This window comes from Mesorhizobium sp. 113-3-3, from assembly GCF_016756495.1.
In the GTDB taxonomy this organism is placed as follows: Bacteria; Pseudomonadota; Alphaproteobacteria; order Rhizobiales; family Rhizobiaceae; genus Mesorhizobium.
In genome coordinates this window covers 5,177,265-5,203,645 of record NZ_AP023243.1, presented here as the reverse complement: position 1 = coordinate 5,203,645, position 26,381 = coordinate 5,177,265, and the positions used below count along the sequence as shown (strand labels likewise).

The window sequence follows — 26,381 nt, the reverse complement described above, 5'->3', positions numbered from 1 at the left end:
AGGTTGTAGACGATGCCAATCGCAGGCCCTTATGTATGTGTAGGCTGAAGCCCAGCCAACGGCGCGATGGATGAGACGGTACGCTAAAGCAAATCCGACTCGGCTCGCCTACCCCGCTCTTCGCACCGCTCGCTTAGGGGGCCGAGAGACTGCGCCTGACACTAAGCCGAGCTGGCTACCAATCGAGATTCGGACACAACGGTACTTCCTTTGACCTTCATTTCATACGCTCAGAATTTTGAAGATGTTATGCTTTGGCGGGCTCTCAAGCATATCCCGCAAGGATTCTGGATTGATGTGGGCGCCGCGCATCCGGACGAATACTCTGTTACGCGGGCCTTCAGCGACCATGGCTGGCGTGGGATCAATATCGAGGCCAATCCACCCTATGTCGCGCGCATCGCCGGCGCGCGCCCCCGCGACGTGACTTTGGCTGTCGCGGCCGGCGCCAGTGCAGGGAAGGTGCCTTTCTTCGAGGTGGTCGGCACCGGCATGTCGACCATGGACCGGGTCATCGCCGAACAGCATCGTTTGGCCGGATACGAGATCCGGGAACACGAGGTTCCGTCGCGGACATTGGCTTCTATCTGCGCCGAGTATGCTCCAGCAGATATCCATTTCCTGAAAATCGACGTTGAAGGGGCTGAGCGCGATGTCTTGGCCGGAGCAGATTTCACAAACCATCGACCTTGGATCGTCTTGGTCGAGGCGACGAAGCCAAATTCGCAAGAACAGAATCATGCGATTTGGGAGCCGCTACTTTTGGCCGCAAACTACCGGTTCGTGTGGTTCGACGGTTTGAACAGATTCTACATTGCTGCGGAACTCTGGGACGAATTGGCGCCATCGTTCGCGGCGCCGCCGAATATATTCGACGACTTTATCCGCGCGACCGACGCGGAGCATCTCAACAGGATCGTCGGCGCCGAAAGGCGTGCCGGGGAGGCGGAAGCGCGTGCAGGACAGACAGTCGCGTTGGCGGACAGGCGCGTCACCGAGGCAGAGGCACGTGCGACGCAGGCGGAAACCCGCGCAGCAGAGGCAGAGGCAGAGATAGCGCAGGCACAAGCGCGCTCAGTTGAGGCAGAAGCACGTATGACAGAAGCGCAGGCGCGCGCGGCAGATGCGGAGACCCGCAGGGCGCAGGCGGAAACGCGCGCAGCCATACACGCCGGCGAGATCAAAGCGCGATTGGCTCAATTGCACGCCAGTACATCGTGGCGGCTGACAGGTCCAATCCGTGCCGCACGGGAACTTATGCGTGGCCGAGCGGGACTCGCCTTGCAGGAAATGGGGATGGCACCGCCAACTGTAGAGCGCCTGAAGAACTTGGCGGGTAAGCTCAGTCTGCTCAAATCGGTCGAGCGCGATGTTTTCAGCAAAAGGGCCGGACGTCCCGCCTCAAGATCGGTGAGCCGTCATCGCAAGGTAGGATGGGTCACGACGTGGAACGTCAAATGCGGCATAGCCGCTGCGGCTGCGCATCTAATCGACGGCTTGCCGCAAGAGAATGTGGTTGTCTATGCCGCGCACCAGGAGCCTCGCACCCGGCCCGACGCGGAAAACTGCCGCAGGATATGGTCGCTCGGCAAGGGCGTGAATGGCCTGTCTGCCATACTCGATGATTTGGAGCAGGCCGAGGTTGGTGCGTTGGTCATCCACTTCAATTATGGCTTCTACAACCACACCGAACTCGCAGCATTTATCGAGGAAGCAGTCGCACGCGGAATTGTGGTGATCATGGAGCTCCACTCTACGGTCGATCATTCGAAGGACGATCCGAACCTTCAACTGGCCAGCCTGATCTCCGGCCTCAGGAAATGCCATCGCCTGCTCGCTCATGCTCCCGCCGATGTGGCACGACTGGAGGCTATGGGCTTGATCGACAACGTGACGCTCTTTCCCCTGGGCGTCATCGCCGGCGCGGATCGCCCGGCCAGAGCGCGACAGAGTCGGGACGGCACGCTCATCGCCTCCTTTGGTTTCTGCCTGCCTGGGAAAGGGCTTCCCGAACTGGTCGAAGCCATCGGAATTCTGGTTAAGCAAGGGGTTTCCATGCGCCTGCTGATGCTGAACGCGCAATATCCTGCCAGCGTTTCGGAGGATGAGGTGGAAAAGGTCCGAAGAACAATCCACCAATTCGACCTGGAGGGCCTGGTCGACCTCCGCACGGACTATCTGTCGGATGAGCAGTGTCTGCTTCTGCTGCAAGAGGCGGACCTGATCGTGAATTCCTATCAGGCGACCGGCGAGGCAGCCAGCGCAGCAGCTCGGTTTAGTCTGGCATCAGGCAGTCCTCTATTGGTCACTCCGATTCCCATCTTCGACGAACTTGGGGACGCTGTTTTCCGTATGCCGGGCGTCTCACCGGGCGACATCGCAAAAGGCATCGCGGAGACGCTCGGTCACCTGGAACACGATACCCAGCAATGCCGGTCGGTGCGTAGCGCTGCCCTGGAATGGCGGAATGCGCACGATTTCAAGAATCAAGGAGCGATTCTCATGGGGATGATTGAGGCAATCCGCCGCGATCCCGGGCGCTGGCATGCCTAGAGATTGTTGCTTCTGGCAGATATATCGGCTTCCTGCCCAAGGGGGAATTTTTCGATCGGATACGCGTCATGGAGACCAAGTTGAAGTGCCTCGCTGACCCTGCCCATGTCCAACACGAGCCAAATCCGCTCCTGCAGATTGCCACGCAAGCGGATGTTGCGAATACCAGGGATCGCCGCTCCTTTTCGGCAACGCTGAAGGCGGTCAACACCGCCAAGCCGATATAAGCGGGCAAGGTGCAGTCTTCGACCGGCAGGCTGTGCGCGCGCTGCTGGAGTTGGGAAACTTCATGCACATCAAGCTTCTTGCTGACTATGATGGATAGGATCTCGCCGCCGGTGCCCGCTCCTTTGTTCAGAGCGGCAGCGGAAATCAAGGAGTGCGATGAGAATGACACTTAAGGTTCGCACGGCGGCCGAAATCCTCGCCGAATCGGATGATCAAGCCTTTATTCGCGCTGCCTACGAGACTGTCCTGGGGAGGGCACCCGACGCAGGCGGGGCCGCAGACAATCTGTCCCGGCTCCAGCATGGCGAATTTCGAGGGGTGGTGCTTCTAGGCATTGCCAGATCGCCTGAGGCCCGAAAGCGCGGCGTGGACATCCCGGGGATGCCAGGACTCGCTTGGCGGATGCGGCTCCTTCGGGCACCCTTGATCCGGCATGTCTTCCGCCAGACTCGCCGCGGCCGAGACCAGATCGCGCAGAACGCCTTGCGTCGTGGGACGCAGGATGCTGCCGACAATGGCACACGCGCGTCTGACGTCTCGGTTAAGCCGGGGCAAATCGTGTGGCCTTCTCGATCTCGTGTTGGCATTCCCATGGAGGTCGTCGCGCCTCGCGGCAAAAGAGCCAATGTCGATGACGTCTTTCTGCTCCTGGGGGTGCATGAACAGCTAAGCGAGCCTGCCAGTGAACGTCTCCGTCATCTGCGCACGGCCTGGGCCGCACGCGGCCACGTTCGCCCGATAGTCTGGAGCACCGTATCGAGGAAACTGCACCCGACCGACATCGATGGCGCGTCACAATCGAACGAGTTGGTTCTTGACCCATCCTCCTGCTCCGGCGGAGGCTGGCTTTTGGTGCCTGCGGCTTTGCATCCGGCCCCCGGGACGACGGATCTCGTAGGCGTCGATGTTGTTATGGAGGCGCATCGCCTCGGCTTGCGTACGGCCTTCATCTTCGAGGGCGCCGATGCCTTGCGCCGGCCAGAGAACCAGCAAGGCGAAGCTCAGGCCCATGAGGCGTACCTGCAGGCACTCCTCCTCGCTGATGTCGTGCTGCCAGTATCTCGCGAAGCCGCTGATGACCTTGTCACCATCTTCACGCAGCACCATTTCGCCGATTGGGGACCTGTAATCGAGACCATCGTGCCGCCCGCAGCGGAAGGCCGCTCGAATGTCGTCGCTTGGTCGGACTATGTCCGGCTCACAAGAGGGGTTTTACGTCGGACGTCGGACGCGGCTCGCCGCATCAATGCCTTGTATTACTGGATTCCCCCGCTCGCCTCTCCGCCTCGGTTGGCCTTTGCACAAGCACTCGCGCAAACTCTGGCCGAGATGGGAATTCGGCTCGTTCCGGTCAAATGGAATGCGGCCATCAGCAAACTGGAGGCCGCCGAACCTGTCGGCGGCGGAGAAGCCATTGCGTGGAGCGATTGGGTCGACCCGTCGGCGGCCGACGCCCCGCAATGGGTACTTGCCGCCGCAGACGCCACGACAGGCGATCTCAAGGATGCAGTCTCCTCCATGGCTGCCCGAGGGCTTCGGCTTGCAGTCATCTTGGGAGACGAGAACCGCTCGATGAGCCGGACGCTCTCGGAGATCGAATGGTCGGCCTATGAGGGGCTGGTGCGGGCGGACAAGATTCTGGCGCTTTCGGCAGACAGATACGAGCACTTGTACCGATGCCTGCTGTCTTGGCGGGGCAAGGTCCACACTCTCGAGGATCGCTTCAAGATCCTGGAAGGACCGACCGAAAGGCTCGGCATCCGGCGCGGCGTCAGGCCCCGGAAGGCAGGTGCGGGCGCGGTGAAATGCGTCATGTGGGTCCCGGCGGACCAACCAGTAATTCTTACGAGGATCCTCGATGTGGCTGACAAGGCCATGCGCCAGACAGGCACTTTGCTCGACATCACCATTTTCGATCCCTTGAGGCCTGAAACGGCCGGTGTGCTGGACAAAGGATCTCCGGTTACGCTCCACTTGCGCGACCGGCTGGAGCGGGAGAGCGTCCTTGCGGAAGCCGATTTCGTACTTCACGCGGGGAAGTTTGGCGTGGACGAGCCAGATGTGCTGGATGCCCTTTGGAAAGGGGTGCCCTGTATTGTTGGCGGCCATGCCGATGTCGAACCGGAGTCCGGCACAATTAATGTCGGATTCGAGAGCGGGAACAGCTTGTTCGACGGGCTGGTGCGTATGATCCGGCCGGCATGGCGCGAGGCCCTCAGCGAGGAGGCTGTGGCGAGACCCGTCCGCGCCTGGGCAGACTATGCCCAAACGCTGTGTGAGGAATTAGCCGCTGATCGGCTCGGCGACGTGCGGCGGCCGCTGGGCAAACCACGACAGGACGCCTCTACGTCCCCGCTCAAATTAGCCCGGCGCCCCAGGCTGTCCATCTGTCTCAGCACCTACAATCGCGCCGGCTGGTTGACGCGCAATCTTGCGAATATCTACTCGCAAATTTCGGGTGAGCGAGAAGACCTTGAAGTGCTCGTTGTGGACAACGCCTCGCAAGACAACACTCCCGATGTCGTCAGCGCTTTCTTTGACCGACCGAATTTCCGTTTCCACCGAAATGCCAAGAACGTCGGAATGCTCGGCAACCTGGCCGTGACAGCGCAGCGCGCCAGGGGTGAGTATGTATGGATCATTGGCGACGACGACCTGACGCGAGCCGGTTGCATAGCAACGGTGTTGGACGTCCTGCACCGTCACCCCGGCATCGGCCTCGTCTACCTCAACTACGGCTATACATCGGAAGCGAATCCACTAGGGATCACTGACCTCGAAGGCTTCCTCAACGCCTACAATGTGCTGGAGCCGGCCGGGCCGGATGAACTGTCGACGGTGAAGGAACTCGCTGCCAAAAACGAGAATTTCTATACTGCCATCTACTCCCATGTGTATCGGCGCGACCATGCCATGCGATCTTATTGTCAACAAACGGTAGGTCGCCCCTTCTCCTCAATGCTGACGTGCATACCAACCTCCTACTACGTGCTGAACTTTATGCCGGACGAACCCGCCTATTGGATCGGGGACCCGTCACTCGTCGTGAATTCGAACGTGTCTTGGGTAGACTACGGCACGCTGTTTGATCTTGAGCAACTGCCGCGTGCCTGGGATCTCGCGGAGCGCAACGGTGCAGACCAGGGCGCAGTCGACCGGCGCCGGGCCAATCGGCTGTGGCTTGTCGCCATGATGTGGAAGGACATCTTCGAGAATGACCGGGCCAACAACAGTCCCTATTTCAATGCCGCACGGGTATTGATGCGATTGAAGCATCTACCGGAGATCGATGCCTACGTACCCGAAATGCACCGCATTTATGTTAAAGCCCACGAAGTCGGCCATCCGGCGGCCGGCATGCCGCCTTCCGAGTTGTTCAGCGCCTTTCAGATTCAACACCCTTGAGCTGGAGGCGGGGTGACGAACAGAACGCATTTTCTGATGCAGAGAATACCCCTCGCGGACCGCGGTCCGTCACTGCAGGGCATAAATGCGGAGAAGTTGTAGACGATGCCGATCACGTCTTATGCCCAAAATTTTGAGGACGTCATCCTCTGGCGTGCACTGGAGCATGTTGAGCGCGGGTTCTACATCGACATCGGCGCTCAAGATCCAGTCGTCGATTCCGTAAGCCTTGCATTTTACGAGCGGGGCTGGCGGGGCATTCATGTCGAGCCAAGTGCCAATTATGCGGAAAAACTCCGTGCCGCGCGACCTGACGAAGAGGTGTTCAGGTGGCTGTCGCTCTGCAGGACGGCGAAATCGCGTTCTTCGATATCCCCAACACCGGCATGAGCACAGGCGATGAGGAGATTGCCAGAAAGCACGAGAGCGACGGGTTCAAAGTAAGGTCGGTATCGGTTGCGTCCCAACCGCTTTCGGCAATTCTATCGCGCCACGGCGATCGAGACATTCACTGGATGAAGATCGATGTCGAGGGCATGGAAAGACAGGTTATGAAAAGCTGGCTCCCCGCGACGGCTCGACCGTGGGTCGTGGTCGTCGAGAGCACCAAGCCAAATTCACAGGAGCAGAACCACGACAATTGGGAGTCGGAACTACTGGATCTTGGCTACTGGTTTGTCTATTTCGACGGTCTGAATAGATTTTATCTGAGCCATTCGCACGCCGAGCTCAGGTCGAAATTTGGTGTTGGCCCCAATTATTTCGACGCGTTCGTGGCTAGCAATACGTCTTGGCTCTGTCGCAACGCGAATGTCGAGATCGACGTCCTTCGTCAACAACTGACGGAGGAACGCAACGACAGAGCCGCGTTGGAAGTACGCCTGGCTGAGGAGCAAAACGCGAAATCCTCGCTCGAGGTTCAGCAACGGGGCGCGGAATCCGCCCTGGAGTCGGAAAGGCACGCCAGACATGCACTGGAAGGCAGGCTCGCTACGATCTATGCCTCAACCTCCTGGCGCATCACGGAGCCGCTGCGATTTTCTATGCGCGCCGTCAGGTGGCTGGCAGGACGCTAGGGCATGATGATGAAAAGTGTGAAGCGGTTTTGCCGGACAATCGGGTACCGTTTGTCCGGGCGTCATATTCCATCTCATTGATTTAGAGGCGTTGCGATCTGCAAATTTCCGCCAGTCCCAAAGTCGTCAGTCGTCGAGGGGACCATGTTTGACAATCAATGACGCCCTACAATACCAGACCGTCCTCAAGAGTCGGAAAAGGTGGATGAGGAAGAAACGAGTCTTTTGGCTGGGTACGCACAAAGTGCTCACGCAGACTGAGCTTCCTCGCCTGCGGGCTCTCGGCTACGAAGTGTACAATCCGCCCTATCTGAGCGATATCTACGATCAATCCGCTATCTACGATTGGACTCCACCAGACTCAAGCCTGCCGAAGGAAGCCCAGGAGATCCTGGCAAAAACCAACTTCTTTTACGACGAGATTCCGCAGGAGGCAGCGGAGGTTCTCAACACCTATTTTGACGCCGCCATCGTCACGATCAATGCGCTTTGGTTGGTGCGTTTCCTGAAAGCGTATCATGGCAGTGTCATCTACCGCACCTATGGCCAGCCTTCCGTCCTGTCGAATGATCTCATCACTTTGGGTGGATTGTCGCTCGTCACGGAGCGGGCCGATTTCTGGTTCATGCCGCATTCCGGAAAAGTGGCCGCCATAGAGGACGACTGGCTACGATCGCGCATGATGGTTGTTCCCTATTGCGTCGCGCAGGATGTCGTCGACCTTCGGGACACCTGGGCTGGCGGCGTATCGACGCCGGAAATCGGATTGCTCTGCCCGCGGGCGATGGACATTTCCTACTACCGGGACAACTACCGTCTCCTGAAGAGGTCTTTCCCATCGGAAGGCTACAGGATTTTTGGCGCGCAGAAGGTGGCCGTCCGCGACGACCAGGTGATCGGCACGGTCGAGCGACCGGAGTTCCTCAGGCGGTTGGCGCAGATGCGCGGCTTTGCCTATCATTATGAAGAGCCGACCGTTTGCTATCTGCCGCCGATAGAGTACATGACGCTCGGCGGCCCGGTGCTGTTCAAGGATGGGTCCCTGCTTTCGCGCTACTTCCCTGCCGGGGCGCCCGGTCGGGTCGGCAGCATTGAAGATCTGGTGCGGCGGTCGGAGCAACTGAGGAATGGCGATGGCTCGCTTGCGCACGACATCATCGACAGCCAGACAGAGGTGCGGAAGCTCTATCAGCCGGAGCATGTCTGGCCCCTGTTCGACGAGGCCATGATGAAGACATTGGGCGAACCTGGCGAAAATCCGGCGTCCGGGCCGATCCGTGTGCCGACGCCGACGGGGAAGGCGCCGACGGGCGAAACGGTGCTCGTTGCCTTCCATGGCTTTGGACCGTTGGTGGTGCATCACAACGGCGAATACCACTGCGCGGAGGGGATCGCGCGCGTTGTCCGCCAGATCATTCGTGCGCTCTCCGACCTTGGTTTCAAGATCGTCGTCACGAGTCGTAAGGATGACATCGGCCGCATTCGAGGCTTTCTCGCGCCCGCTGCCGGGCCCGATCTGAAAATCATGGTGATCGACGACGAGATGGCTGGTGGCGGGACGGCAATCGACCGCCTTAACCGGATCGCATCGACACGGCCATTCTCAGCCAACATCGATCATCTGAAGACCCTCTACCTTGCAAGGGATTTCAAGCGGGTACCGCGCGCTTTGGCATCGACGGCGGTCATTGGAGCCTTCAAGGCCCTCCGCAGGGCGCAACTTCGATTGACGAGTGTCAAGCTCGCGAGTGATGCCGCTCCGCATGAAAGATATGTCGACGTGATCAACGCGGACGCCGGCATCGATCATGTTCTGATACCGCACTACTACATGTTCCCCGAGCTTTCCCGTCTGAAAGGCAAGAACGTCGTTCTCTATCTTCCCGACTATATGCCCCATTTCTACAAGGATTCGGCCGAGATGGGGGCCACGCAGCAAACCGCCATGATCGGTCAAAAGATGGTCGCGAAGGCGCGCCGCATCCTGACGAACTCCGCGTTCACCGCGTCCTATTTGCCTCAGACCGTCTTGGCCCCGCGGCCTGAGACCATCGCCCACATTCCCTTGCCGTTCCTGAACGACGGTTCAAGTATCGCCGAATCCCTTGACCGGATTGGAGCGCTGCCGGCGCACTACGTATTTTATCCCACCAGGAACCGGCCTTCAAAGCGGCTCGTGGATTTCGCGAAGACCGTGGCGATCGTAAACGAGCGGCTGAAGGCGGCCGGAAGCAAGGATCAACTGACCGGGATTTTGACCACGCCTTTGACAGGCAAGTCGGCGGCCGGAGCCGAGGAGCATCTGATTTCGCTTTCGGAGCTGACCGACGCCGAGCTCGGATATCTGTACAAGAACGCGCTGTGCCTGCTGTTTACATCTGAAATGGAAGGGAACTTCCCAACGCAGATCACCGAGGCGCTGCATTTGGGCGTGCCGGTGGTTGCCACCGACATTCCTCTCATTACCTTGGAACTGGGGGATGCATCGGCCTCCCTGGATTTGGTCGATGTCGGCGACTGCGAGGGATTCGCCGATCGGGTTGTGTCGATCCTCGCGGATCGCCCCGCTGCAGTGCGCCGGCAGGAGGACGCCAGAGCCCTTTCGTCCCGGAAATTCGCCTATGACAACTTCAAGCGCGGATTGTTTGAGCTGTTCAGGTCTTGATGCATGTCGCCCAAGGGCCTGCCCAACCGGAAATCAAAAAAACTCTGGCGATGGCCGCAACTCCACGCTATGCGGTGATTGCAGCGGGGGCTGAGGGCTAGAACTTCGAAACGAGCGATCGATGAGGGGATGTCATTCGATCGCGCTAGGTTGTACTGTTCGAATCCTTCGCCTGGAGTGTAGTACTGGCCAATGACTTCCTATGTAAAAGCCGTGTCCGGAAGTCGGCCGGAGATGCGGCGGGCGATCATCATGGTCCAGGATATGGCCATGGTTCTGGTTGCGGTGGCGCTTAGTCTCGTCCTTTCCAGGTCAAATCTTTCGTTCGATGCGTTCTCCAACGAAGGCCTCTTCACCTGGGTCGGGATCGTTCTTATCAGTCACCTGCTGTTCAGATATTGCGGTCTCTACACCACGATCTGGCGCTTTGCCTCGACCCCGGACTTTTTCAACATTCTGAAGAGCTGTGCGATTCTGACGGTCGTGCTTTATACTCTTTCGCTGACGTCTCGTTTCTTCCAGCCTGTGGCTGGTCTCAACGAGCGCCAATTCATCGTCTTCTTCCTCGTTTCCTTCACCATCATATCGGCGCCTCGGCTTTTCTACCGATTTCTTCGCGACGGCGCGAGCTGGGGCATCCTCACCCAAAAGGCCGATGAAGTGCAGGCCAGGCGGGCGCTGTTCGTCGGTCGGCTTGGCGAGGCCGACCTGATCATTCGCTTCACGCGCACGGCAGAGCCGGCCGACTATTCCATCGCCGGCATCATGGCGACAGAGCGCGGCGCGCCGTTGGGCACCCGGATTCAAGGTGTTCCCGTGGTCGCTTCCAGGCCACGCCTGATCGATGTCCTGGAGGACTACGCCGCCGGCACCAAGAGCATCGACCTGCTTATTTTCGGCAGCGGCGTCGAGCATGAGATCGAGGAGTATTCCGAGCTTGTGCGTGTCGCCCGGCATGGCGGCATAGCCGTCCTGCAGTTCTCGAGGCTTTCACAGCTCGGGCAGGAGGGAAAGATCGTTCTCGACGAAGTCGAGATGGAAACGATTCTGCGCCGCCCGACGGTGCCGTCCGATATCGCCCGTATTGGTGCCTTCGTCGGCGGCAAGCGCGTCCTGGTGACGGGAGGCGCCGGATCCATCGGCCGCACGCTGGTCAAGCGGTCGCTGGAGCTGGGGGCAGGGGCGGTGCTGGTCGCTGACAATTCCGAGTTCGGCATCTTCCAGTTGAGCCAGTATGTCGACGAGAAGGACCATGATCGCCTGAAGGTCCGCATTGTCGATGTCGCGGACCGTCGCCAGATGACCCGTGTCGTCACGGAATTCAAACCGGACATCATCTTTCATGCCGCCGCGCTGAAGCACGTCCCGCTGCTCGAGGAGAACTGGGAATCGGCCATCCAGACCAATGTTTTCGGCACGCTTGTCTGCGCTGAGGTTGCCGCCAAATGTGGGGTTCCACAGTTCCTGCTGATATCGAGCGACAAGGCCGTGGATCCGACCTCGGTGCTTGGCATCACCAAGAGAGCCGCCGAGCAGCTTGTCAGCGCCCTGCACGAAAGCCACGCAATCGCGCCGGACGGGCGCCGTTCCGGCACCAAGTTCATAGCCGTGCGGTTCGGCAACGTGTTTGGCTCCAATGGTTCGGTGGCGACCATCTTCCAGGCACAGATCGAGGCCGGCGGTCCGGTCACGATTACCGATCGACGCATGACCCGTTATTTCATGACGGTGGCGGAAGCCGTCGACCTCGTCATCATGGCGGCCGCCGACGCACAGTCTCGTGAAGGCAAGGACGACTATGCCATCTACATGCTGGATATGGGCAAACCCGTGCCGATTCTCGAAGTCGCCGAAACCATGATCCGCATGGCCGGCAAGACGCCCTATGCCGATATCCCGATCCGCTTCACCGGCATCAGGCCGGGTGAAAAGCTGCATGAGACGCTTCAAGGGGCCAATGAAGAGATCGTCACGCTCGACATCGCCAAGATCTTCGGCCTGAGAACCGATGTGGTGGCGTGGCCGACGGTTCAGGCCGGGCTGGCCGCGCTGCAGGCGGCAATGAAGAACCAGGACAAGGCCTCCGCCCTCGGGGTGTTGGCGCAACTCCATCAGCCGGAGCCACCAGCGCCCGAGATGCCGCAGGAAACTGGCTCGAGAACTGTCGGGCAAGCAGGTTAGATACGTTGCAGCTGAAGCGAGCCTTCGATCTCGTCGCGACGGCCCTGCTGTTGTTGGTGACGTCCCCTGTTCTGTTGCTCTGCGTCGTTGCGGTGCGGGCATCGTCGCCCGGTCCGGTGATTTTTTCGCAGACGCGAGTCGGTCGCGATGGTGTGTTGTTTCGCTGCCACAAATTGCGGACGATGGTGCAGGGAACGCCGTCCTTGCCCTCGCACGAGGCGCCGGCGAATGCCGTGACCGCGGTTGGACGGACCTTGCGGAAGTTCAAGCTCGATGAGCTGCCGCAATTCTGGAATGTTCTGCGCGGCGAGATGAGCCTGGTCGGGCCGCGCCCTTGCCTGCCGACACAGACGGAGCTGATCGAGCGTCGCAGGCGGCTGGGGGTTTTGGCGGCACGTCCGGGCATTACCGGCATGGCGCAGATCAGGGGCATCGACATGTCGAACCCTCGGCTGCTGGCTGAAACGGATGCCGCCTATCTCAAGGCGGCGTCGTTCTGGCTCGACCTTCGCATCCTGTTTGGCACGCTCTACCGCAATGGCGGTTGAACATCTCTGAGCCGCGCTATCTCGGCCAGCCGTTCCAGCGTGCCGGTTTCCGGCAGCCAGCCTTCGGATACGAGAAGGGAAGGGGCGCATATCTGTGTCGCGGTCAGGCTGTCCCAGGACGTCCGCTTGCCCAGGAGGATCGCGGCTGCCCGCAGCGGCCCGGCCGGCACGGCCATCAGGCGCGCCGGCCGTCCGAAACCGCTGCGAAAGGCGCCGACAATGTCGGCGATCGAGACCGGCGGCACATCACTGGCAAAATAGATCGGGCGCAACGGTTCCGAATGGCTGAGCAGGTGCCACACCGCGTCTGCCGTCGATTGCGACGACAGCAGCGAGCGGGTTCCCGTCAGCGCGCCTGTCGGCAGCGGCAGGCCCGTATCGGCCAGGCGCATCAGCGTCGCCAGGTTTCCTTTCATGCCGGTTCCGTAGACCGGCGGCAGCCGCAATGCGGTGGCGTCGGAACGGCCACGCGACGCATAGGCGTCCAGAACCCTGATCTCTGCGTCGCGCTTCGAACGCCCATAGGCGCATTGCGGATCGGGGATCGTGTCCTCGTCGATCGTTGCGCTGACGCGCGCGCCGATCACGGCGCGGATCGAGGAGAGCTGGATGAACCGTCCGCTTGCCTGTTCGGCAGCCGCTTGCGCCAGCCTTGTGCTCAATTCCGCATTGGCCGCCTGAAAATCGGCTTCGGTGGCGTCGCCTTCATCATTGTTCAGGCCCGCGCAGTGAACGACATCCGTAACACCCCTGACAAGCGCCAGGAAGGCAGCCGTCGGCGCGTCGAAACCGGGCATTTGCATGGCGTCATGTCCCGGACCTAGCCTCTGCGGGTAGCGGGACGCGAGGCGAAGCTCGGCACCCGCCGCGCGAAGCCGATTGACTACCTGACGGCCGATGAAGCCTGTCGCGCCTGTGACCAGGACTTTCATTGGTCTTGCCCAGACTGCTATCGGGTGGATCGAAGCGCCCGGTCTTCCATTGCTGGAAGAAGGGCGTCTTCCGTCACAGGCGGCAGCACTCGCTCTTTCGTCTCGGGCGCAAGCGCCTGGTCCTGTGGCAGCGGAGCCTGACGGCCCGAGGCGAGATACGTTCCCGACACCAGGAAGACCATCAGCACAGAGTCCAGAATGTCGTGACCAATCAGGATGCCTGTCATCCCGGACGTGAGATAGGTGATCACCACGACGACAATCATTGTAGCGCCAAAGCGCTCGATCGGATCGGCGCTGTTTCGCAAAACCACGGCGGCATTCCTGGCGGCAACGACAAAGATCGCCGCCAGCGTCACGGCACCCAGGAGACCCGCCTGCACCAGGGCGGTGAGAAAGCCGTTATGGAAATGATTGAAGCCTGCATCCATCCCGAACTGATCGCGGAAGCCCTGTTTTATCAAGGTCTGGGTGGCCCCCACTCCGTGTCCGAACAAAGGCATCTCGCGAAACGCCTTCAGGCCGATATCCCACACGGCGAATCGCAATCCGATAGGCGTCGTGTGGTCGCCATTGGTGGCGAGCGCGTCCAGGTCGGAACGCATGAAGTCGACACGCCCGGATATTGTCTGGAAGCCGACAGCCGCGATCACGGCGCCAGCCGCCAGCAACAGCACCAGCAAGCGAATGGCGTTCCTCCCTTTCAGCCTATGCTGGTTGATCAGCAGAACGGCGACACCGGCAATCAGCACTGCCACCCAGACAATGCGGCTGCCGGAGTAGATGATGGCGATCGTCCCGCCAATTGCCGCGCAAATGAGGGCGATCCGATGTCTCGCGATATCCGACAGGGCGCCGGCCACGCAGACCATCACGGCAAGGCAGAGCACCTCCGCAAACACGATTGCATTTCCAGCCCCACCCTCGGCGCGGATACCAAGCCAATGTTGCTGGAAGATCGCCAGAAGCAGCGCGACAAAACAGGCCGCCATGCTGCTCAGCACGATGATACGCACCAGCGTTGTCTTGTGCGTAATGCTCCAGGTCGAATAGGAGATGGGGAAAAACAGGAAGGTCACGAGCGGGATCAGGTGCAGCGCATCCCTGGCGATCGCGTTGTTGACAAGGGACGCCACCAGATTGGCCGCGCAATAGGCATAGATCGCGATCGTCATCGCCATCATCGCCGGGTCGATGTTGAAGCGTCTTTTCCTGAAGGCGATCAGCAGGACGGACCACAGGGCACCACCATTGAACACGAAGCTGACCACCGACCCCAGAACCGGTGGGAAAAAGAAGCAAAGGGTGGAAAAGTAGATATTGATCCGCGAAGGCGTGAGTTGCAGTCTTGCAGACGAAAGCCGGGTCAAGTTTCGGGCTCGCTATTCTCGAGTAGCTCTATGCGGCACATCCAGTTCGACGGAACCGAATGTGCTCGCGTTGAAATTTGCCCATGCCTGATGACGCATCTTGCCCGCTTCCGCAGGTTGTATAGCGGCTGGGCTGTCTTTTCGATAGTGCGGCGGAGCTTGTCGTCGCCTAAAATCGGTTGCCCATGCCCAACGATGGGGAGGGGCTCAAGAAGCGTTTGTTGTGATGGCCTGCCGGGCAATTTTTTCCCAGCATTTTCCTGGTTGCAAGCTTCGCGAACAGAAATTTCCGGGTTCTGCCAAAAGCATGGAAAAATCATTCCCGAACTGACCGGTGCCGGGCTCGTCTTGCATTGTTCTGCCGTGCGCCGATCTGCTAGAACGCCCGCAAGAAACACTTTGTCCAGAAGCGAAGCTTGAAACCGGGCACAAAGCTCGATGATTTGACGCAAGGTCTTCTGTCGCAAGGCACGAGAGAACGCTTACAGTCCATGACAATTGCGCTTACGCACCTGCAGCGGCTTGAAGCCGAGTCCATCCACATTTTCCGCGAGGTTGCGGCCGCCTTCGCCAAGCCGGTCATGCTCTATTCGGTCGGCAAGGATTCATCCGTGCTGATGCATCTGGCGATGAAAGCGTTCTATCCCGCCAAGCCGCCGTTCCCGTTTCTTCATGTCGACACCACCTGGAAATTTCGTGAAATGATCGCTTTTCGCGATCAGATGGCGCAAAAACTCGGCTTCGACCTCTTGGTCCATGTCAATGAAGACGGTGTGCGCGACAACATCAATCCGTTCGACCACGGCTCGAACACCCACACCCATGTCATGAAGACCGTGGCGCTGCGCCAGGCGCTCGACAAATACGGTTTCGATGCCGCCTTTGGCGGCGCCCGCCGCGACGAGGAGAAGTCGCGCGCCAAGGAGCGAATATTCTCGTTCCGCAACGCCCAGCATGTGTGGGATCCGAAGAACCAGCGCCCCGAAATGTGGAAGATATTCAACACCCGCATCGCATCGGGTGAATCGATCCGCGTCTTCCCGCTGTCGAACTGGACCGAGCTCGATATCTGGCAGTACATCCTGCAGGAGAACATCCCTATCGTGCCGCTCTATTTCGCCAAGGAACGGCCGGTGGTGGAACGCGACGGGATGCTGATCCTCAAGGACGACGAGCGCATGAAACTGCGTCCCGGCGAGACGGTGGAGAACCGGCTGGTGCGGTTCCGCACGCTTGGCTGCTATCCGCTCACCGGCGCGATTGAGTCCGATGCCGACACGCTCGAAGCCATCGTCGGCGAGATGCTGACCGCGCGCACTTCCGAGCGGCAGGGCCGCCTCATCGACCGTGACGAGGCAGGCTCCATGGAAAAGAAGAAGCGCGAGGGGTATTTCTGACCATGCGTCACATCATGGCAAAAAGCCTCGCCCCCACCGACAGCGTCCGCGACTACCTGGCCGCGCAGGAGAAGAAGTCGCTGCTGCGCTTCCTGACCTGCGGTTCCGTCGATGACGGCAAGTCGACGCTTATCGGCCGCCTCTTGTCCGATACCAAGCAGATCTTCGAGGATCAGCTCGCCGCGCTCGAACGCGATTCGCGCAAGCACGGCACGACCGGCGATGACATCGATTTCGCGCTGCTGGTCGACGGTCTCGAGGCCGAGCGCGAGCAAGGCATCACCATCGACGTCGCCTACCGCTTCTTCGCCACGCCGAAGCGCAAGTTCATCGTCGCCGACACGCCCGGCCACGAACAGTATACGCGCAACATGGCGACAGGGGCTTCGACAGCCGACCTGGCGATCGTGCTTATCGATGCAAGGCAAGGGGTGCTGCGCCAGACCAGGCGTCATTCGATCATTGCCTCGCTGCTCGGCATCCGTCACATCGTGCTGGCCGTCAACAAGATCGATCTCGTCGATTTCGACCAGGCGGTCTTCGACCGGATCGTCGAGGACTACGGGCAGTTCTCGCGCGATCTCGGCTTCCAGACCATCGTGCCGATCCCGATGTCGGCCCGCTACGGCGACAATGTCAGCGGCCGCTCGCAGAACATGCCGTGGTATTCCGGGCCGACGCTGATCGAGCACCTCGAGACCGTTTCGGTCGAAGAGGCTGCGGTCGAGCAGCCGTTCCGTTTCCCGGTGCAGTACGTCAACCGCCCCAATCTCGACTTCCGCGGCTTTGCCGGCACGATCGCGTCAGGCGCCGTTGCGCAAGGCGACGAGGTCGTCGTCGCCAAATCCGGCAAGTCCTCGCATGTCAAACGTATCGTCGCCCATGGCGGCGATCTCAAACAGGCGGTGGCCGGACAGGCCATCACGCTTGTTCTCGACGACGAGGTCGAGGTCTCCAGAGGCAATATGCTGGTTTCGCCGGCGGCCAGGCCGCAGGTCGCCGATCAGTTCGCCGCCAACATCGTCTGGTTTGACGAGCATGCGCTGCTGCCGGGCCGCTCCTACATCCTGCGCACTGAAACCGACCAGACCAGCGCCACCGTCACCGACCTGAAATACCGCATCAATGTCAATGACTTCGCCCATGAGGCGGCCAAGTCGCTTGAAATGAATGAAGTCGGCATCTGCAACATCTCGACACGGGCGCCGATCGCCTTCGATCCCTTCGCCGAAAATCGCACCACCGGCGCCTTCATCCTGATCGATCGCATCTCGAACGCCACCGTCGGCGCGGGCATGATCGTGCACTCGCTGCGTCGTGCCGAGAACATCCATTGGCAATCGCTCGATGTCGGCAAGCGCGTCCGCGCCGACATGAAGAACCAGCGGCCTGCCGTGTTCTGGTTCACCGGGCTTTCCGGCTCCGGCAAGTCGACCATCGCCAATCTGTTCGAGAAGAAGCTGTTCGCCACCGGCCGCCACACCTATATCCTGGATGGCGACAATGTCCGTCACGGGCTCAACCGCGATCTCGGCTTCACCGATGCCGACCGCGTCGAGAACATCCGCCGCGTCGCTGAAGTGGCCAAGCTGATGGCCGATGCCGGGTTGATCGTCATTGTCTCGTTCATTTCGCCGTTCAGCGCCGAACGGCGCATGGCGCGCGAACTGATGGCCGATGGCGAGTTCATCGAGGTGTTTGTCGACACGCCTTTCGAGGAGTGCGCCAGGCGTGATCCGAAGGGGCTCTACGCGCGCGCGCTGAATGGCGAGATCAAGAACTTCACCGGTGTCGATTCGCCTTACGAAGCGCCGGAAAAACCGGAGATCCATCTCAAGACGCTCGGCAAATCGGCCGAAGAGATGGTAGATGCCCTGGAACACTGGCTGAACGAGCGTGACATTGCCGAAGACCAATATGACAATGGCGGCGGTATCTGACGACAGGTCGATGCTCGACACCTTCGAGCGACTGGCCCTGGCGGCCGGGCGCGAGGTCATGCGCGTGTTCCACGCCGGCTGCGCCGTAGACCGGAAATCAGACGCCTCGCCGGTGACCGAGGCGGACCGCGAGAGCGAGAAGATCATCCTTGCCGGCTTGCGCGCCGCATTTCCCGACATCCCCTGCGTGGCCGAAGAGGAAACGGCGGCAGGGATCATGCCGACCGATCTCGGCGACACTTTCTTCCTCATCGACCCGCTCGACGGCACCAAGGAATTCGTCAATCGCCGCACCGACTTTACCGTCAACATCGCGCTTGTCCGCCATGGCGTGCCGGAAGTCGGCGTCGTCTTCGCACCTTGCACCGGCCGCTTCTTTTCGGGACGGCCGGGCAGCGCGGAAGCGCTGGAAATCAATGGCGACTATCAGATCGTCGGACGCCGGCCGATTTCGGTGAGAAGGGCCGCATCGCCGCTGGCCGTGGTTGCCAGCCGCTCCCACAACACACCCGAAACCGAAGCCTATATTCGCGACCTCGGCGCAGCTGAGATCGTTTCCGTTGGGTCTTCCCTGAAATTCTGCCTTCTGGCCAGCGCCGAGGCGGATGTCTATCCGCGCTTCGGCCGGACCATGGAATGGGACACCGCAGCCGGCGACGCGGTACTGCGCGCGGCGGGCGGCACGACACGCACGCTGGACGGCAAGCCCCTGGCCTACGGCAAACGTGACCAGGCCGATGACGAGGATTTCGCCAACCCGCATTTCATCGCCAGTGGCAGGGCAGGGGCCGGCGGCAGCCCAGCCTGACTTGCTGCTGCCTTTTACTCCGCTGCGGCCTGCGCCGAGTTCGAGCCGATATAGTTGCGGATCGTCTCGATGATCTGGTCCTGGTCGGCTTCGCTGAGATAGGGGTGCATCGGCAGGCACAGGATGCGCTTGGGCAAGTCCTCCGAGACGGCAAGACCGGTCGGCGTGCGCGGGTAGTCGCTGTAGGCGACCTGTGCATGCAGCGGCTTGACGTAGTAGATGACGGACGGAATGCCCTTTTCGCTCAGGTGCGCCTTCAGGCCGTCGCGCTTGGGCGTCTCGATGGCGTACTGCGCCCAGGCCGAGCGGCTGCCGTCGAGGTTGCGGGCCGCCGTGACGATATCGCCAAGCCCTTCGGCATAGCGGTTTGCCACCACCTGGCGCGCCACCATCTCGTCTTCGAGAATGGCAAGCTTTTCGATAAGGATCGCGGCCTGCAGCGTGTCGAGCCGCGAATTGATGCCGACGCGGACATTGTCATATTGCGTCTCGCCCTTGCCGTGGAAGGCGAAGGATCTGAGCTTGTCGGCCATCTCGTCGTCATTGGTGAACATCGCGCCGCCATCGCCGTAGCAGCCAAGCGGCTTGGCAGGATAGAAGCTGGTCGAGCCGACATGGGCGAACGCACCGCACATTTTGCCGTCAAGCGACCCGCCCATGGACTGGGCGGCGTCCTCGATCACCAACAGGCCTTCGCGGCTGGCGATCGCCATGATCGCATCATAGTCGGCGGCGAGGCCGAACAGGTCGACCGGGATGATCGCCTTCGGCCGCAGCCGGCCTTCCTTCTTGATCATGGCGATGGCCGCCTCGAGGCTGGCGATATCGATGTTGTAGGTCACCGGGTCGACATCGACGAAGACGGGTTCCGCCTTGGCCAGTGCCACCACTTCGGCGGTGGCGGCAAAGGTGAAGCTCGGCACGAACACCGCGTCGCCCGGGCCGATGCCGGCGGCAAACAGCGGCAGCAGCAGCGCATCGGTGCCGTTGGCGCAGGCCACCACATGCTTGGTGCCGATATAGGCGGCGAGTTTCTTCTCGAACTCCGCGACCTGCGGACCCAGGATGTAGCGGCCGTCCTCGACGACATGGTCGATCGCGGCCTTCAGCCGGTCGCGGATGCGTTCGCGCTGCGCGCCAAGATCGATGAACTGCATGTCAGCCTCAAAAACGATTTTAACCAGGCGGTCTAGCCAGATAACGGCCCGCTGGTACCAGAGTTGTGCTTGCCGAGAAAGCCGGACAGCCAAGGCAGCCAATTGCCTGGATATCGCAGTCTGTTACCTCCGATTTCCTGCGTATATGAGCAAGATGCCGGAAATCCGGGCTTCGTCGGGCGCGTTTGCGCCCTTATAGTCCCGCCGGGCGGCCCCGCGAAACATAAAGTGATCGGCTGGCTCAACTTAAGGTGAGCACTGCTCAGGCGATTTCATGCCGCCACGGCGGATTTGCGCCGGCGCGTGACACGGTCACCGCCGCTGCCTTGGCGCCAAGCGCCAATGCCTTGCGGATGGCGTCTTGCGTAAGGTCGCCGATGGCCGCCTTCGTCAGCAGGCCTTGTTCATGCAGCGAGGCGAGGATGCCGGCGTTGAACGTGTCGCCAGCACCGACCGTGTCGACTACCTCGACCTTTTGCGGCATCACGGTGACGGTGTGGTCCTTGGTGTAACCGACGGCGCCTTCGCTGCCATGGGTCACGACGATCAGCTTGGGTCCGCGGTCGAGCCAGTTGCGGATGACATCCTCATGCGAGCCGGCTTCGCCGAACCAATGGAGGTCTTCGTCAGACAGTTTCACGATGTCGGCCATCGCCATCATCTCGCGGATGCGCCTGAGGTGCTTGGCCTTGTCCGGGATGAAGTTCGGCCGGATGTTGGGGTCGAGCATCATGACGCGGCTTGCATGCTCGCGCCGCATGAACTCTTCATAGGCCCCGCCTGCTGGCTCCGAGATCAGGCTGATGGCGCCGAACAGCATGGCCTCGATCTCGTTGCCGAGCGACGGCAGGTCATCGATCGTCAGCATGCGCCCCGCGGTGTTCTCGTCGTAGAACGTGTAGGTCGCCTGACCATTGGTCAGCCGCACGAAGGCGAGCGTGGTCGGCCTGGGCGAGGTATGGGCATAGGTGGAGCTGACCTTGCTTGCGCCCAGCGCGTCCCTGAATTGGCCACCGAAAAGATCCGACGACAGGCCCGAAAAGAAGCCGGCCGGCGCGCCCAATCGGCCAAGCGCGATGGCCGTGTTGAACACCGCGCCGCCGACATAGGGGGCAAAGGCCGGCTCACCTTGCGTCGTGATGCGCGGCAGCATGTCGATCAGGGCTTCGCCGCAGCAGAGGATCATGGCGTCTTGGTCTCCGGCGGATAGATCACGCCCTTGCGGATGATGATGTTGGCGTAAAGCCTGGGCTCGCTTGTCGCGACGATGGCATGCGCCGATTTGACCCGTGCATAGAAGTCGGCGCCGGCCAGCGCAACCACCTTGCGGCCCGGCGCGCGCCTGGCGCAGATCGCCTCGATCTCGTGATGGACCGGATCGGCAATCGAGGGATTGCCTTTGACCGAGGCGCGAAACAGGGCTTCCGGAACGGCGTCGTCGACCGGCAGCACGCTCAGGATCGCATCGAGCACAGGGATAAGATGATGGCCGTCGGCCCGGACCAGGCGCCTTGCCTGCTCCTCTGCCGGATAGTTTCCGTCGACAAGGGCGATCTCGTCGCCATGGCCCATGGCGCGCAGTGTCGCCAGCAGGTCCGGACCGAGCAGCGCCGGGATTCCGATCAGCATTCAGGCGCTCCTGGAAATCGTCGTCGAGCCAATCAGGAAGCGTTCGGAAAGCGGCAGGCTGGCGCCGCCGAGCGCCCGGGCGTGGATGCCGACGGTTCCTTCGCGAACGGTGGGAAGTTTCAGGCCTTCGCCATCGATTGTGGCGATGGCGGCGACAATGGCATCGACCAGCCGGCGGCGCACCGCCTGCGGCATCCAGCCGTCGACCACCGCCGCCTCGAAATCGATGACCGAGGATGCGGCGACGATGGCATAGGCGAGAGCCTGCGAAGCGCTGGCGATCCAATCGTCGAGCTCGGCGCCGATCTCGCCCCAGTCCTCGGGTGAGGTCCATAGGTGCGAGGCCTCGACGCCTCGGGCATTGAGCGCTTTTTCCAGCATGGCGATCGACGCCACATCGATCAGCTGGGTCGGCTTGCCGTCCGGTCCGGGCACCGGCATCGAGCCGAGCGCGCCGGCATTGCCGGTCGGGCCGCCGAACAGCCGGCCGTTGAGCACAATGCCGCCGCCGGCGAAGGCGCCGATATAGAAATAGACGAAGTCGCGCGCGCCGCCCGCCTGGCCGAAAACGAGCTCGGCGCCGCAGGCCGAAGTGGCGTCGTTCTGCAGATAAACCGGAAAATCGCATTGCGCCTGGATGTCGGACCTGATGTCGCGGTGGCGCCACTCGTCCATGACATCGCGCGGCGCACCTGCGGTGTCGGCCCAGTTCCACAGTTCGAACGGCATGGCGATGCCGAGGCCGGCGATGCGCTTGTCCTGCGCCGGCGTCAGTTCGTCGCGCATCTTCTTCATGCCCGATGTGACGAATTCAACCGTCTCGCGCGGTGCCGGATAGCGATAGGAGTGCTGCAGCATCGAGCGCACGTGCCCAAGAAAATCGATCAGCACCAGTTCCGCGCTGCGGCGGCCGATCTTGAGTCCGATGAAGAAGGCGCCTTCCGGATTGAGCGCCATAGGGATGGAGGGCTGGCCGATCTTGCCGCGCAGCGGCGCCTGGCGCACGAGCAGGCCTTCTTCCTCCAGTTCGCGCATGATGACCGAAACCGTCTGCGCCGAAAGTCCGGTCATGCGGGCGATGTCGGATTTCGCCAGGCTGCCATGCTGACGCACCAGCGAGAGCACCAGCCGCTCGTTGTGATCGCGCATGCCGCTCTGGTTGGTGCCGCGGTGAATCAGGCTGTCATTCGCTTCGGGCGAACCGTGCCTCGCAGTGGCGGTCTCCACCCTAGTTCCTCCCGTCGTTTCCCCTCAATGCTTTTGGGCCAGAATGAGTGAACGACGCAAGGCTGTCAATAATAAATAAGAGTGATTTAATTATTGACAGCGCCTTCGGTCTGGTGTCTGTTGAGGGGGCGTCCACGCTGGGAGAAATTTCGTAGGATGCACCGTAGATGCCGGTGGCCGGCATCCGGAATGGTTCCACTGGGAGGAAGATCGTGACCAATACAAAATTGTTGAAATCGACCGTGTTTGCAGCGGCCGCCCTGGGCGTGATGGCGTTTGCATCATCGGCTTCCGCGGCCGGCGTCGGCGCTTGCCTGATCACCAAGACCGACACCAACCCCTTCTTCGTCAAGATGAAGGAAGGCGCGACCGCCAAGGCCAAGGAACTCGGCGTCGACCTCAAGACCTATGCCGGCAAGATCGACGGCGACAGCGAGAGCCAGGTGGCCGCGATCGAAAGCTGCATCGCCGACGGCGCCAAGGGTATCCTGATCACCGCATCCGACACCAAGGGCATCGTGCCGACCGTCAAGAAGGCGCGTGACGCCGGCCTGCTGGTGATCGCGCTCGACACGCCGCTAGACCCGATCGACGCGGCCGATGCGACCTTCGCCACCGACAATCTCGAGGCCGGCAAGCTGATCGGCGCCTGGGCCGCCGCCACTCTCGGCGACAAGGCCAAGGACGCCAAGATCGGCTTCCTCGACCTGACGCCGTCGCAGCCGACCGTCGACGTGCTGCGCGACCAGGGCTTCATGATGGGCTACGGCATCGACGTGAAGGACCCCAACAAGATCGGCGACGAAACCGATCCGCGCATCGTCGGCCACGACGTCACCAATGGCAATGAAGAGGGTGGCCGCAAGGCGATGGAGAACCTTCTGCAGAAGGACAACACCATCAACGTCATCCACACCATCAACGAGCCGGCTGCCGTCGGCGCCTACCAGGCGCTCAAGGCCGTCGGCCTTGAAAAGCAGGTGCTGATCGTCTCCGTCGACGGCGGCTGCCCCGGCGTGAAGTCGGTGACCGAAGGTGTGATCGGCGCAACGTCGCAGCAGTACCCGCTGCAGATGGCAGCGCTCGGCATCGAGGCGATTGCCGCCTTCGCCAAGGACGGAACCAAGCCGAAGCCGACCGAAGGCAAGAACTTCTTCGACACCGGCGTCAACCTGGTGACCGACAAGCCGGCCAACGGCGTGAAGTCCATCGACACCAAGGAAGGCCTCGCCAAGTGCTGGGGCTGATGCTGGTCTGACCGGCAATTATCGAACTCGAGCGGTCGGGGGCTTGATCCCCGGCCGCTTCGGGTGGACGATGGGTCGCGTGACCGCGAACAATCCCGGCAACAGACCGGAAAGGCGTGGACGGGCGTCGGCGCTAGGCTGACACCTCACGGGGAGGAAACATGGCTCAAGCTCAGGAATTCGAGAAGGTTCTCTCGGGCAGCGACACCAGCGTTGCCGCGTTCGACGAACACAAATCGGCAGTCAGGCGCGTCCAGCACTTCCTGCATTCGACGCCGGCGGCGGTGCCGCTGATCGTGCTGGTCCTGTCGATCATCATCTTCGGCATCACCATTGGCGGGCGGTTCTTCTCGTCCTACACGCTGACGCTGATCCTGCAGCAGATCGCCATCGTCGGCATTCTGGGTGCTGCGCAGACACTTGTCATCCTGACCGCCGGCATCGACTTGTCGATCGGCGTCATCATGGTCATTTCAGCCGTGATCATGGGCAATTGCGCCGTCAGTTACGGCTTGCCGAGCGTGGTTGCCGTGGCGCTCGGGCTAGCCGCCGGTGCTGCCTGCGGGCTGCTCAACGGGCTGCTGGTCGCCTACATGAAGCTGCCGCCTTTCATCGTGACGCTGGGCACCTGGAACATCGTCATGGCCACGAACTTCATCTATTCGGCCAATGAAACAATCCGCGACACCGACGTCGACACCCAGGCGCCGCTGCTGCATCTGTTCGCCCTGAGCTTCAAGGTCGGCACCGCGGTGCTGACGCTCGGCGTCATCGCCATGGTCGCGCTGGTGCTGCTGCTTTGGTACGTGCTCAACCACACCGCCTGGGGCCGCCATGTCTACGCCGTCGGCGACGACCAGGAGGCGGCCAAACTGTCGGGCATCCAGACCAAGAAGGTGCTGGTGACGGTCTACACGCTTGCCGGGCTGATCGCCGCTTTCGCCGCCTGGGTCTCCATCGGCCGCAACGGGTCGATCTCGCCGTCGGCGGCCGTCACCGACTACAATCTGCAAGCCATCACCGCGACGGTGATCGGCGGTATTTCCCTCTTCGGCGGGCGCGGCTCGATCCTGGGCACGCTGTTCGGCGCGATGATCGTCGGCGTCGTCTCCATGGGCCTCAACATGCTGGGCGCCGACCCGCAATGGAAAGTTCTGCTCACCGGCGTGCTGATCATCGGCGCCGTGGCGGTCGACCAATGGATCAGAAAGGTTTCGGCATGACCCAGGAGCCCATTCTCACCGCGCGTGGCCTGGTCAAGCGCTACGGCCGCGTCACCGCGCTCGACAATGCCGACTTCGACCTCTATCCCGGCGAAATCCTCGCCGTCATCGGTGACAATGGCGCCGGCAAGTCGTCGCTCATCAAGGCGATTTCAGGCGCTGTCGTGCCCGACGAGGGCGAAATCCGGCTTGAAGGCAAGACCGTTGCCTTCAAGTCGCCGATGGAAGCCCGCGAAGCCGGTATCGAAACCGTCTACCAGAACCTCGCGCTTTCGCCGGCCCTGTCGATCGCCGACAACATGTTCCTCGGCCGCGAGATCCGCAAACCCGGTTTCCTCGGCCAGTGGCTGCGCATGCTTGACCGCCCGGCCATGGAAAAGCGCGCCCGCGACAAGCTCACCGAACTCGGCCTGATGACCATCCAGAACATCGGCCAGGCGGTGGAGACGCTCTCGGGCGGCCAGCGCCAGGGCGTGGCGGTGGCGCGCGCCGCGGCCTTCGGCAGCCGCGTGGTGATCATGGACGAGCCGACGGCGGCCCTTGGCGTCAAGGAGAGCCGCCGTGTGCTCGAACTGATCCTCGACGTGAAAAAACGCGGCCTGCCGATCGTGCTGATCTCGCACAACATGCCGCATGTCTTCGAGGTGGCCGACCGTGTTCACATCCATCGCCTCGGCCGTCGCCTCGCAGTCATCGATCCCAAGCAATATACGATGTCCGATGCCGTCGCCTTCATGACCGGCGCCAAGGCGCCTCCTGAGGCGGCGCTCGCCGCCTGATTGTCAAATTGCCGCA

At 61.3% G+C, this 26,381-nt stretch carries 20 protein-coding genes; 13 read left to right on the top strand and 7 right to left on the bottom strand.

What is annotated here, in order from left to right; translation table 11 throughout:
* Positions 1–210: 210 nt before the first annotated feature.
* The 7 genes from JG746_RS25570 (at position 211) to JG746_RS25545 (ending at position 12,656) form a co-directional block, all read left to right on the top strand.
* Complete coding sequence (locus JG746_RS25570) at positions 211–2,553, top strand: FkbM family methyltransferase (protein ID WP_202355244.1); 2,343 nt, start codon at positions 211–213, stop codon at positions 2,551–2,553.
* A 390-nt stretch (positions 2,554–2,943) separates the two neighbouring features.
* On the top strand, positions 2,944–6,186 hold the full coding sequence (locus JG746_RS25565) for a glycosyltransferase (protein ID WP_202355243.1): 3,243 nt from the start codon (positions 2,944–2,946) through the stop codon (positions 6,184–6,186).
* 105 nt (positions 6,187–6,291) lie between these two features.
* Complete coding sequence (locus tag JG746_RS37850; protein ID WP_446721081.1) at positions 6,292–6,576, top strand: FkbM family methyltransferase; 285 nt, start codon at positions 6,292–6,294, stop codon at positions 6,574–6,576.
* Positions 6,516–7,262, top strand: coding sequence for an FkbM family methyltransferase (locus tag JG746_RS25560; RefSeq protein ID WP_202355242.1), 747 nt, complete (start codon positions 6,516–6,518; stop codon positions 7,260–7,262). Before JG746_RS37850 ends, JG746_RS25560 begins: the two co-directional genes overlap by 61 nt.
* A gap of 205 nt (positions 7,263–7,467) precedes the next feature.
* A complete protein-coding gene (locus JG746_RS25555; RefSeq protein WP_202355241.1) occupies positions 7,468–9,927 on the top strand; it encodes a glycosyltransferase family 4 protein in 2,460 nt (819 codons plus the stop codon).
* Positions 9,928–10,119: 192 nt separating this feature from the next.
* Positions 10,120–12,108 carry a nucleoside-diphosphate sugar epimerase/dehydratase gene (locus tag JG746_RS25550; protein ID WP_202355240.1) on the top strand — a complete coding sequence of 663 codons (1,989 nt, stop codon included), beginning with the start codon at positions 10,120–10,122 and terminating at the stop codon, positions 12,106–12,108.
* 11 nt (positions 12,109–12,119) lie between these two features.
* Entirely contained in the window at positions 12,120–12,656 is a 537-nt protein-coding gene (locus JG746_RS25545) for a sugar transferase (RefSeq protein WP_202359469.1), read from the top strand.
* Here JG746_RS25545 and JG746_RS25540 read toward each other — a convergent pair.
* From JG746_RS25540 to JG746_RS25530, 3 genes are read right to left on the bottom strand one after another with little or no spacing between them, the layout of a single operon-like run.
* Complete coding sequence (locus JG746_RS25540; protein ID WP_202355239.1) at positions 12,638–13,588, bottom strand: UDP-glucose 4-epimerase family protein; 951 nt, start codon at positions 13,586–13,588, stop codon at positions 12,638–12,640. The two genes, JG746_RS25545 and JG746_RS25540, sit on opposite strands and share 19 nt — an antisense overlap.
* Positions 13,589–13,605: 17 nt before the next feature.
* Positions 13,606–14,958, bottom strand: a complete 1,353-nt coding sequence (locus JG746_RS25535; RefSeq protein WP_244730444.1) for an O-antigen ligase family protein — start codon at positions 14,956–14,958, stop codon at positions 13,606–13,608.
* Complete coding sequence (locus JG746_RS25530; protein ID WP_202355238.1) at positions 14,955–15,410, bottom strand: hypothetical protein; 456 nt, start codon at positions 15,408–15,410, stop codon at positions 14,955–14,957. Before JG746_RS25530 ends, JG746_RS25535 begins: the two co-directional genes overlap by 4 nt.
* A gap of 39 nt (positions 15,411–15,449) precedes the next feature.
* On the opposite strand from JG746_RS25530, the gene cysD reads away from it, so the two are divergent.
* Genes cysD through cysQ form a run of 3 tightly spaced genes read left to right on the top strand, consistent with a single transcriptional unit; the run spans position 15,450 to position 19,103 of the window.
* The gene (gene cysD, locus JG746_RS25525) at positions 15,450–16,355 is read left to right on the top strand and encodes a sulfate adenylyltransferase subunit CysD (RefSeq protein ID WP_202355237.1); all 906 of its coding nucleotides are present in this window, start codon (positions 15,450–15,452) and stop codon (positions 16,353–16,355) included.
* A gap of 2 nt (positions 16,356–16,357) precedes the next feature.
* Entirely contained in the window at positions 16,358–18,295 is a 1,938-nt protein-coding gene (cysN, locus tag JG746_RS25520; protein ID WP_202355236.1) for a sulfate adenylyltransferase subunit CysN, read from the top strand.
* Between the two features lie 10 nt (positions 18,296–18,305).
* A complete protein-coding gene (gene cysQ, locus JG746_RS25515) occupies positions 18,306–19,103 on the top strand; it encodes a 3'(2'),5'-bisphosphate nucleotidase CysQ (protein ID WP_202359467.1) in 798 nt (265 codons plus the stop codon).
* Positions 19,104–19,117: 14 nt separating this feature from the next.
* On the opposite strand, the gene JG746_RS25510 is transcribed toward cysQ, so the two are convergent.
* The 4 genes from JG746_RS25510 to JG746_RS25495 form a co-directional block, all read right to left on the bottom strand.
* Positions 19,118–20,260, bottom strand: a complete 1,143-nt coding sequence (locus JG746_RS25510; RefSeq protein WP_202355235.1) for a DegT/DnrJ/EryC1/StrS family aminotransferase — start codon at positions 20,258–20,260, stop codon at positions 19,118–19,120.
* Positions 20,261–20,522: 262 nt separating this feature from the next.
* Positions 20,523–21,446, bottom strand: coding sequence for a carbohydrate kinase family protein (locus JG746_RS25505; RefSeq protein ID WP_202355234.1), 924 nt, complete (start codon positions 21,444–21,446; stop codon positions 20,523–20,525).
* Positions 21,443–21,889, bottom strand: a complete 447-nt coding sequence (locus JG746_RS25500) for an RbsD/FucU family protein (RefSeq protein ID WP_202355233.1) — start codon at positions 21,887–21,889, stop codon at positions 21,443–21,445. The genes JG746_RS25505 and JG746_RS25500 overlap by 4 nt, the downstream gene beginning before the upstream one ends.
* On the bottom strand, positions 21,890–23,116 hold the full coding sequence (locus JG746_RS25495; RefSeq protein ID WP_202355232.1) for an ROK family transcriptional regulator: 1,227 nt from the start codon (positions 23,114–23,116) through the stop codon (positions 21,890–21,892).
* 269 nt (positions 23,117–23,385) lie between these two features.
* Here JG746_RS25495 and JG746_RS25490 point away from each other — a divergent pair, with 269 nt between their 5' ends.
* The 3 genes from JG746_RS25490 to JG746_RS25480 all read left to right on the top strand — a co-directional run bounded on the left by JG746_RS25490 (position 23,386) and on the right by JG746_RS25480 (position 26,365).
* Complete coding sequence (locus JG746_RS25490; RefSeq protein WP_167448946.1) at positions 23,386–24,363, top strand: sugar ABC transporter substrate-binding protein; 978 nt, start codon at positions 23,386–23,388, stop codon at positions 24,361–24,363.
* 161 nt (positions 24,364–24,524) lie between these two features.
* Positions 24,525–25,586: an ABC transporter permease gene (locus JG746_RS25485; protein ID WP_019857056.1), complete on the top strand. Its 1,062-nt coding sequence runs from the start codon at positions 24,525–24,527 to the stop codon at positions 25,584–25,586.
* Positions 25,562–26,365, top strand: a complete 804-nt coding sequence (locus tag JG746_RS25480) for an ATP-binding cassette domain-containing protein (RefSeq protein WP_244730442.1) — start codon at positions 25,562–25,564, stop codon at positions 26,363–26,365. The genes JG746_RS25485 and JG746_RS25480 overlap by 25 nt, the downstream gene beginning before the upstream one ends.
* Positions 26,366–26,381 lie beyond the last annotated feature (16 nt).

Excerpts from the sequence above, each read along its gene's own strand:
- JG746_RS25565 (WP_202355243.1), top strand. The coding sequence starts at position 2,944 with ATGACACTTAAGGTTCGCACGGCGGCCGAAATCCTCGCCGAATCGGAT.
- JG746_RS37850 (WP_446721081.1), top strand. The coding sequence starts at position 6,292 with ATGCCGATCACGTCTTATGCCCAAAATTTTGAGGACGTCATCCTCTGG.
- JG746_RS25555 (WP_202355241.1), top strand. The coding sequence starts at position 7,468 with ATGAGGAAGAAACGAGTCTTTTGGCTGGGTACGCACAAAGTGCTCACG.
- JG746_RS25550 (WP_202355240.1), top strand. The coding sequence starts at position 10,120 with ATGACTTCCTATGTAAAAGCCGTGTCCGGAAGTCGGCCGGAGATGCGG.
- JG746_RS25540 (WP_202355239.1), bottom strand. The coding sequence starts at position 13,588 with ATGAAAGTCCTGGTCACAGGCGCGACAGGCTTCATCGGCCGTCAGGTA.
- cysD (WP_202355237.1), top strand. The coding sequence starts at position 15,450 with ATGACAATTGCGCTTACGCACCTGCAGCGGCTTGAAGCCGAGTCCATC.
- cysN (WP_202355236.1), top strand. The coding sequence starts at position 16,358 with ATGCGTCACATCATGGCAAAAAGCCTCGCCCCCACCGACAGCGTCCGC.
- cysQ (WP_202359467.1), top strand. The coding sequence starts at position 18,306 with ATGCTCGACACCTTCGAGCGACTGGCCCTGGCGGCCGGGCGCGAGGTC.
- JG746_RS25510 (WP_202355235.1), bottom strand. The coding sequence starts at position 20,260 with ATGCAGTTCATCGATCTTGGCGCGCAGCGCGAACGCATCCGCGACCGG.
- JG746_RS25505 (WP_202355234.1), bottom strand. The coding sequence starts at position 21,446 with ATGATCCTCTGCTGCGGCGAAGCCCTGATCGACATGCTGCCGCGCATC.
- JG746_RS25500 (WP_202355233.1), bottom strand. The coding sequence starts at position 21,889 with ATGCTGATCGGAATCCCGGCGCTGCTCGGTCCGGACCTGCTGGCGACA.
- JG746_RS25490 (WP_167448946.1), top strand. The coding sequence starts at position 23,386 with ATGGCGTTTGCATCATCGGCTTCCGCGGCCGGCGTCGGCGCTTGCCTG.
- JG746_RS25485 (WP_019857056.1), top strand. The coding sequence starts at position 24,525 with ATGGCTCAAGCTCAGGAATTCGAGAAGGTTCTCTCGGGCAGCGACACC.
- JG746_RS25480 (WP_244730442.1), top strand. The coding sequence starts at position 25,562 with ATGGATCAGAAAGGTTTCGGCATGACCCAGGAGCCCATTCTCACCGCG.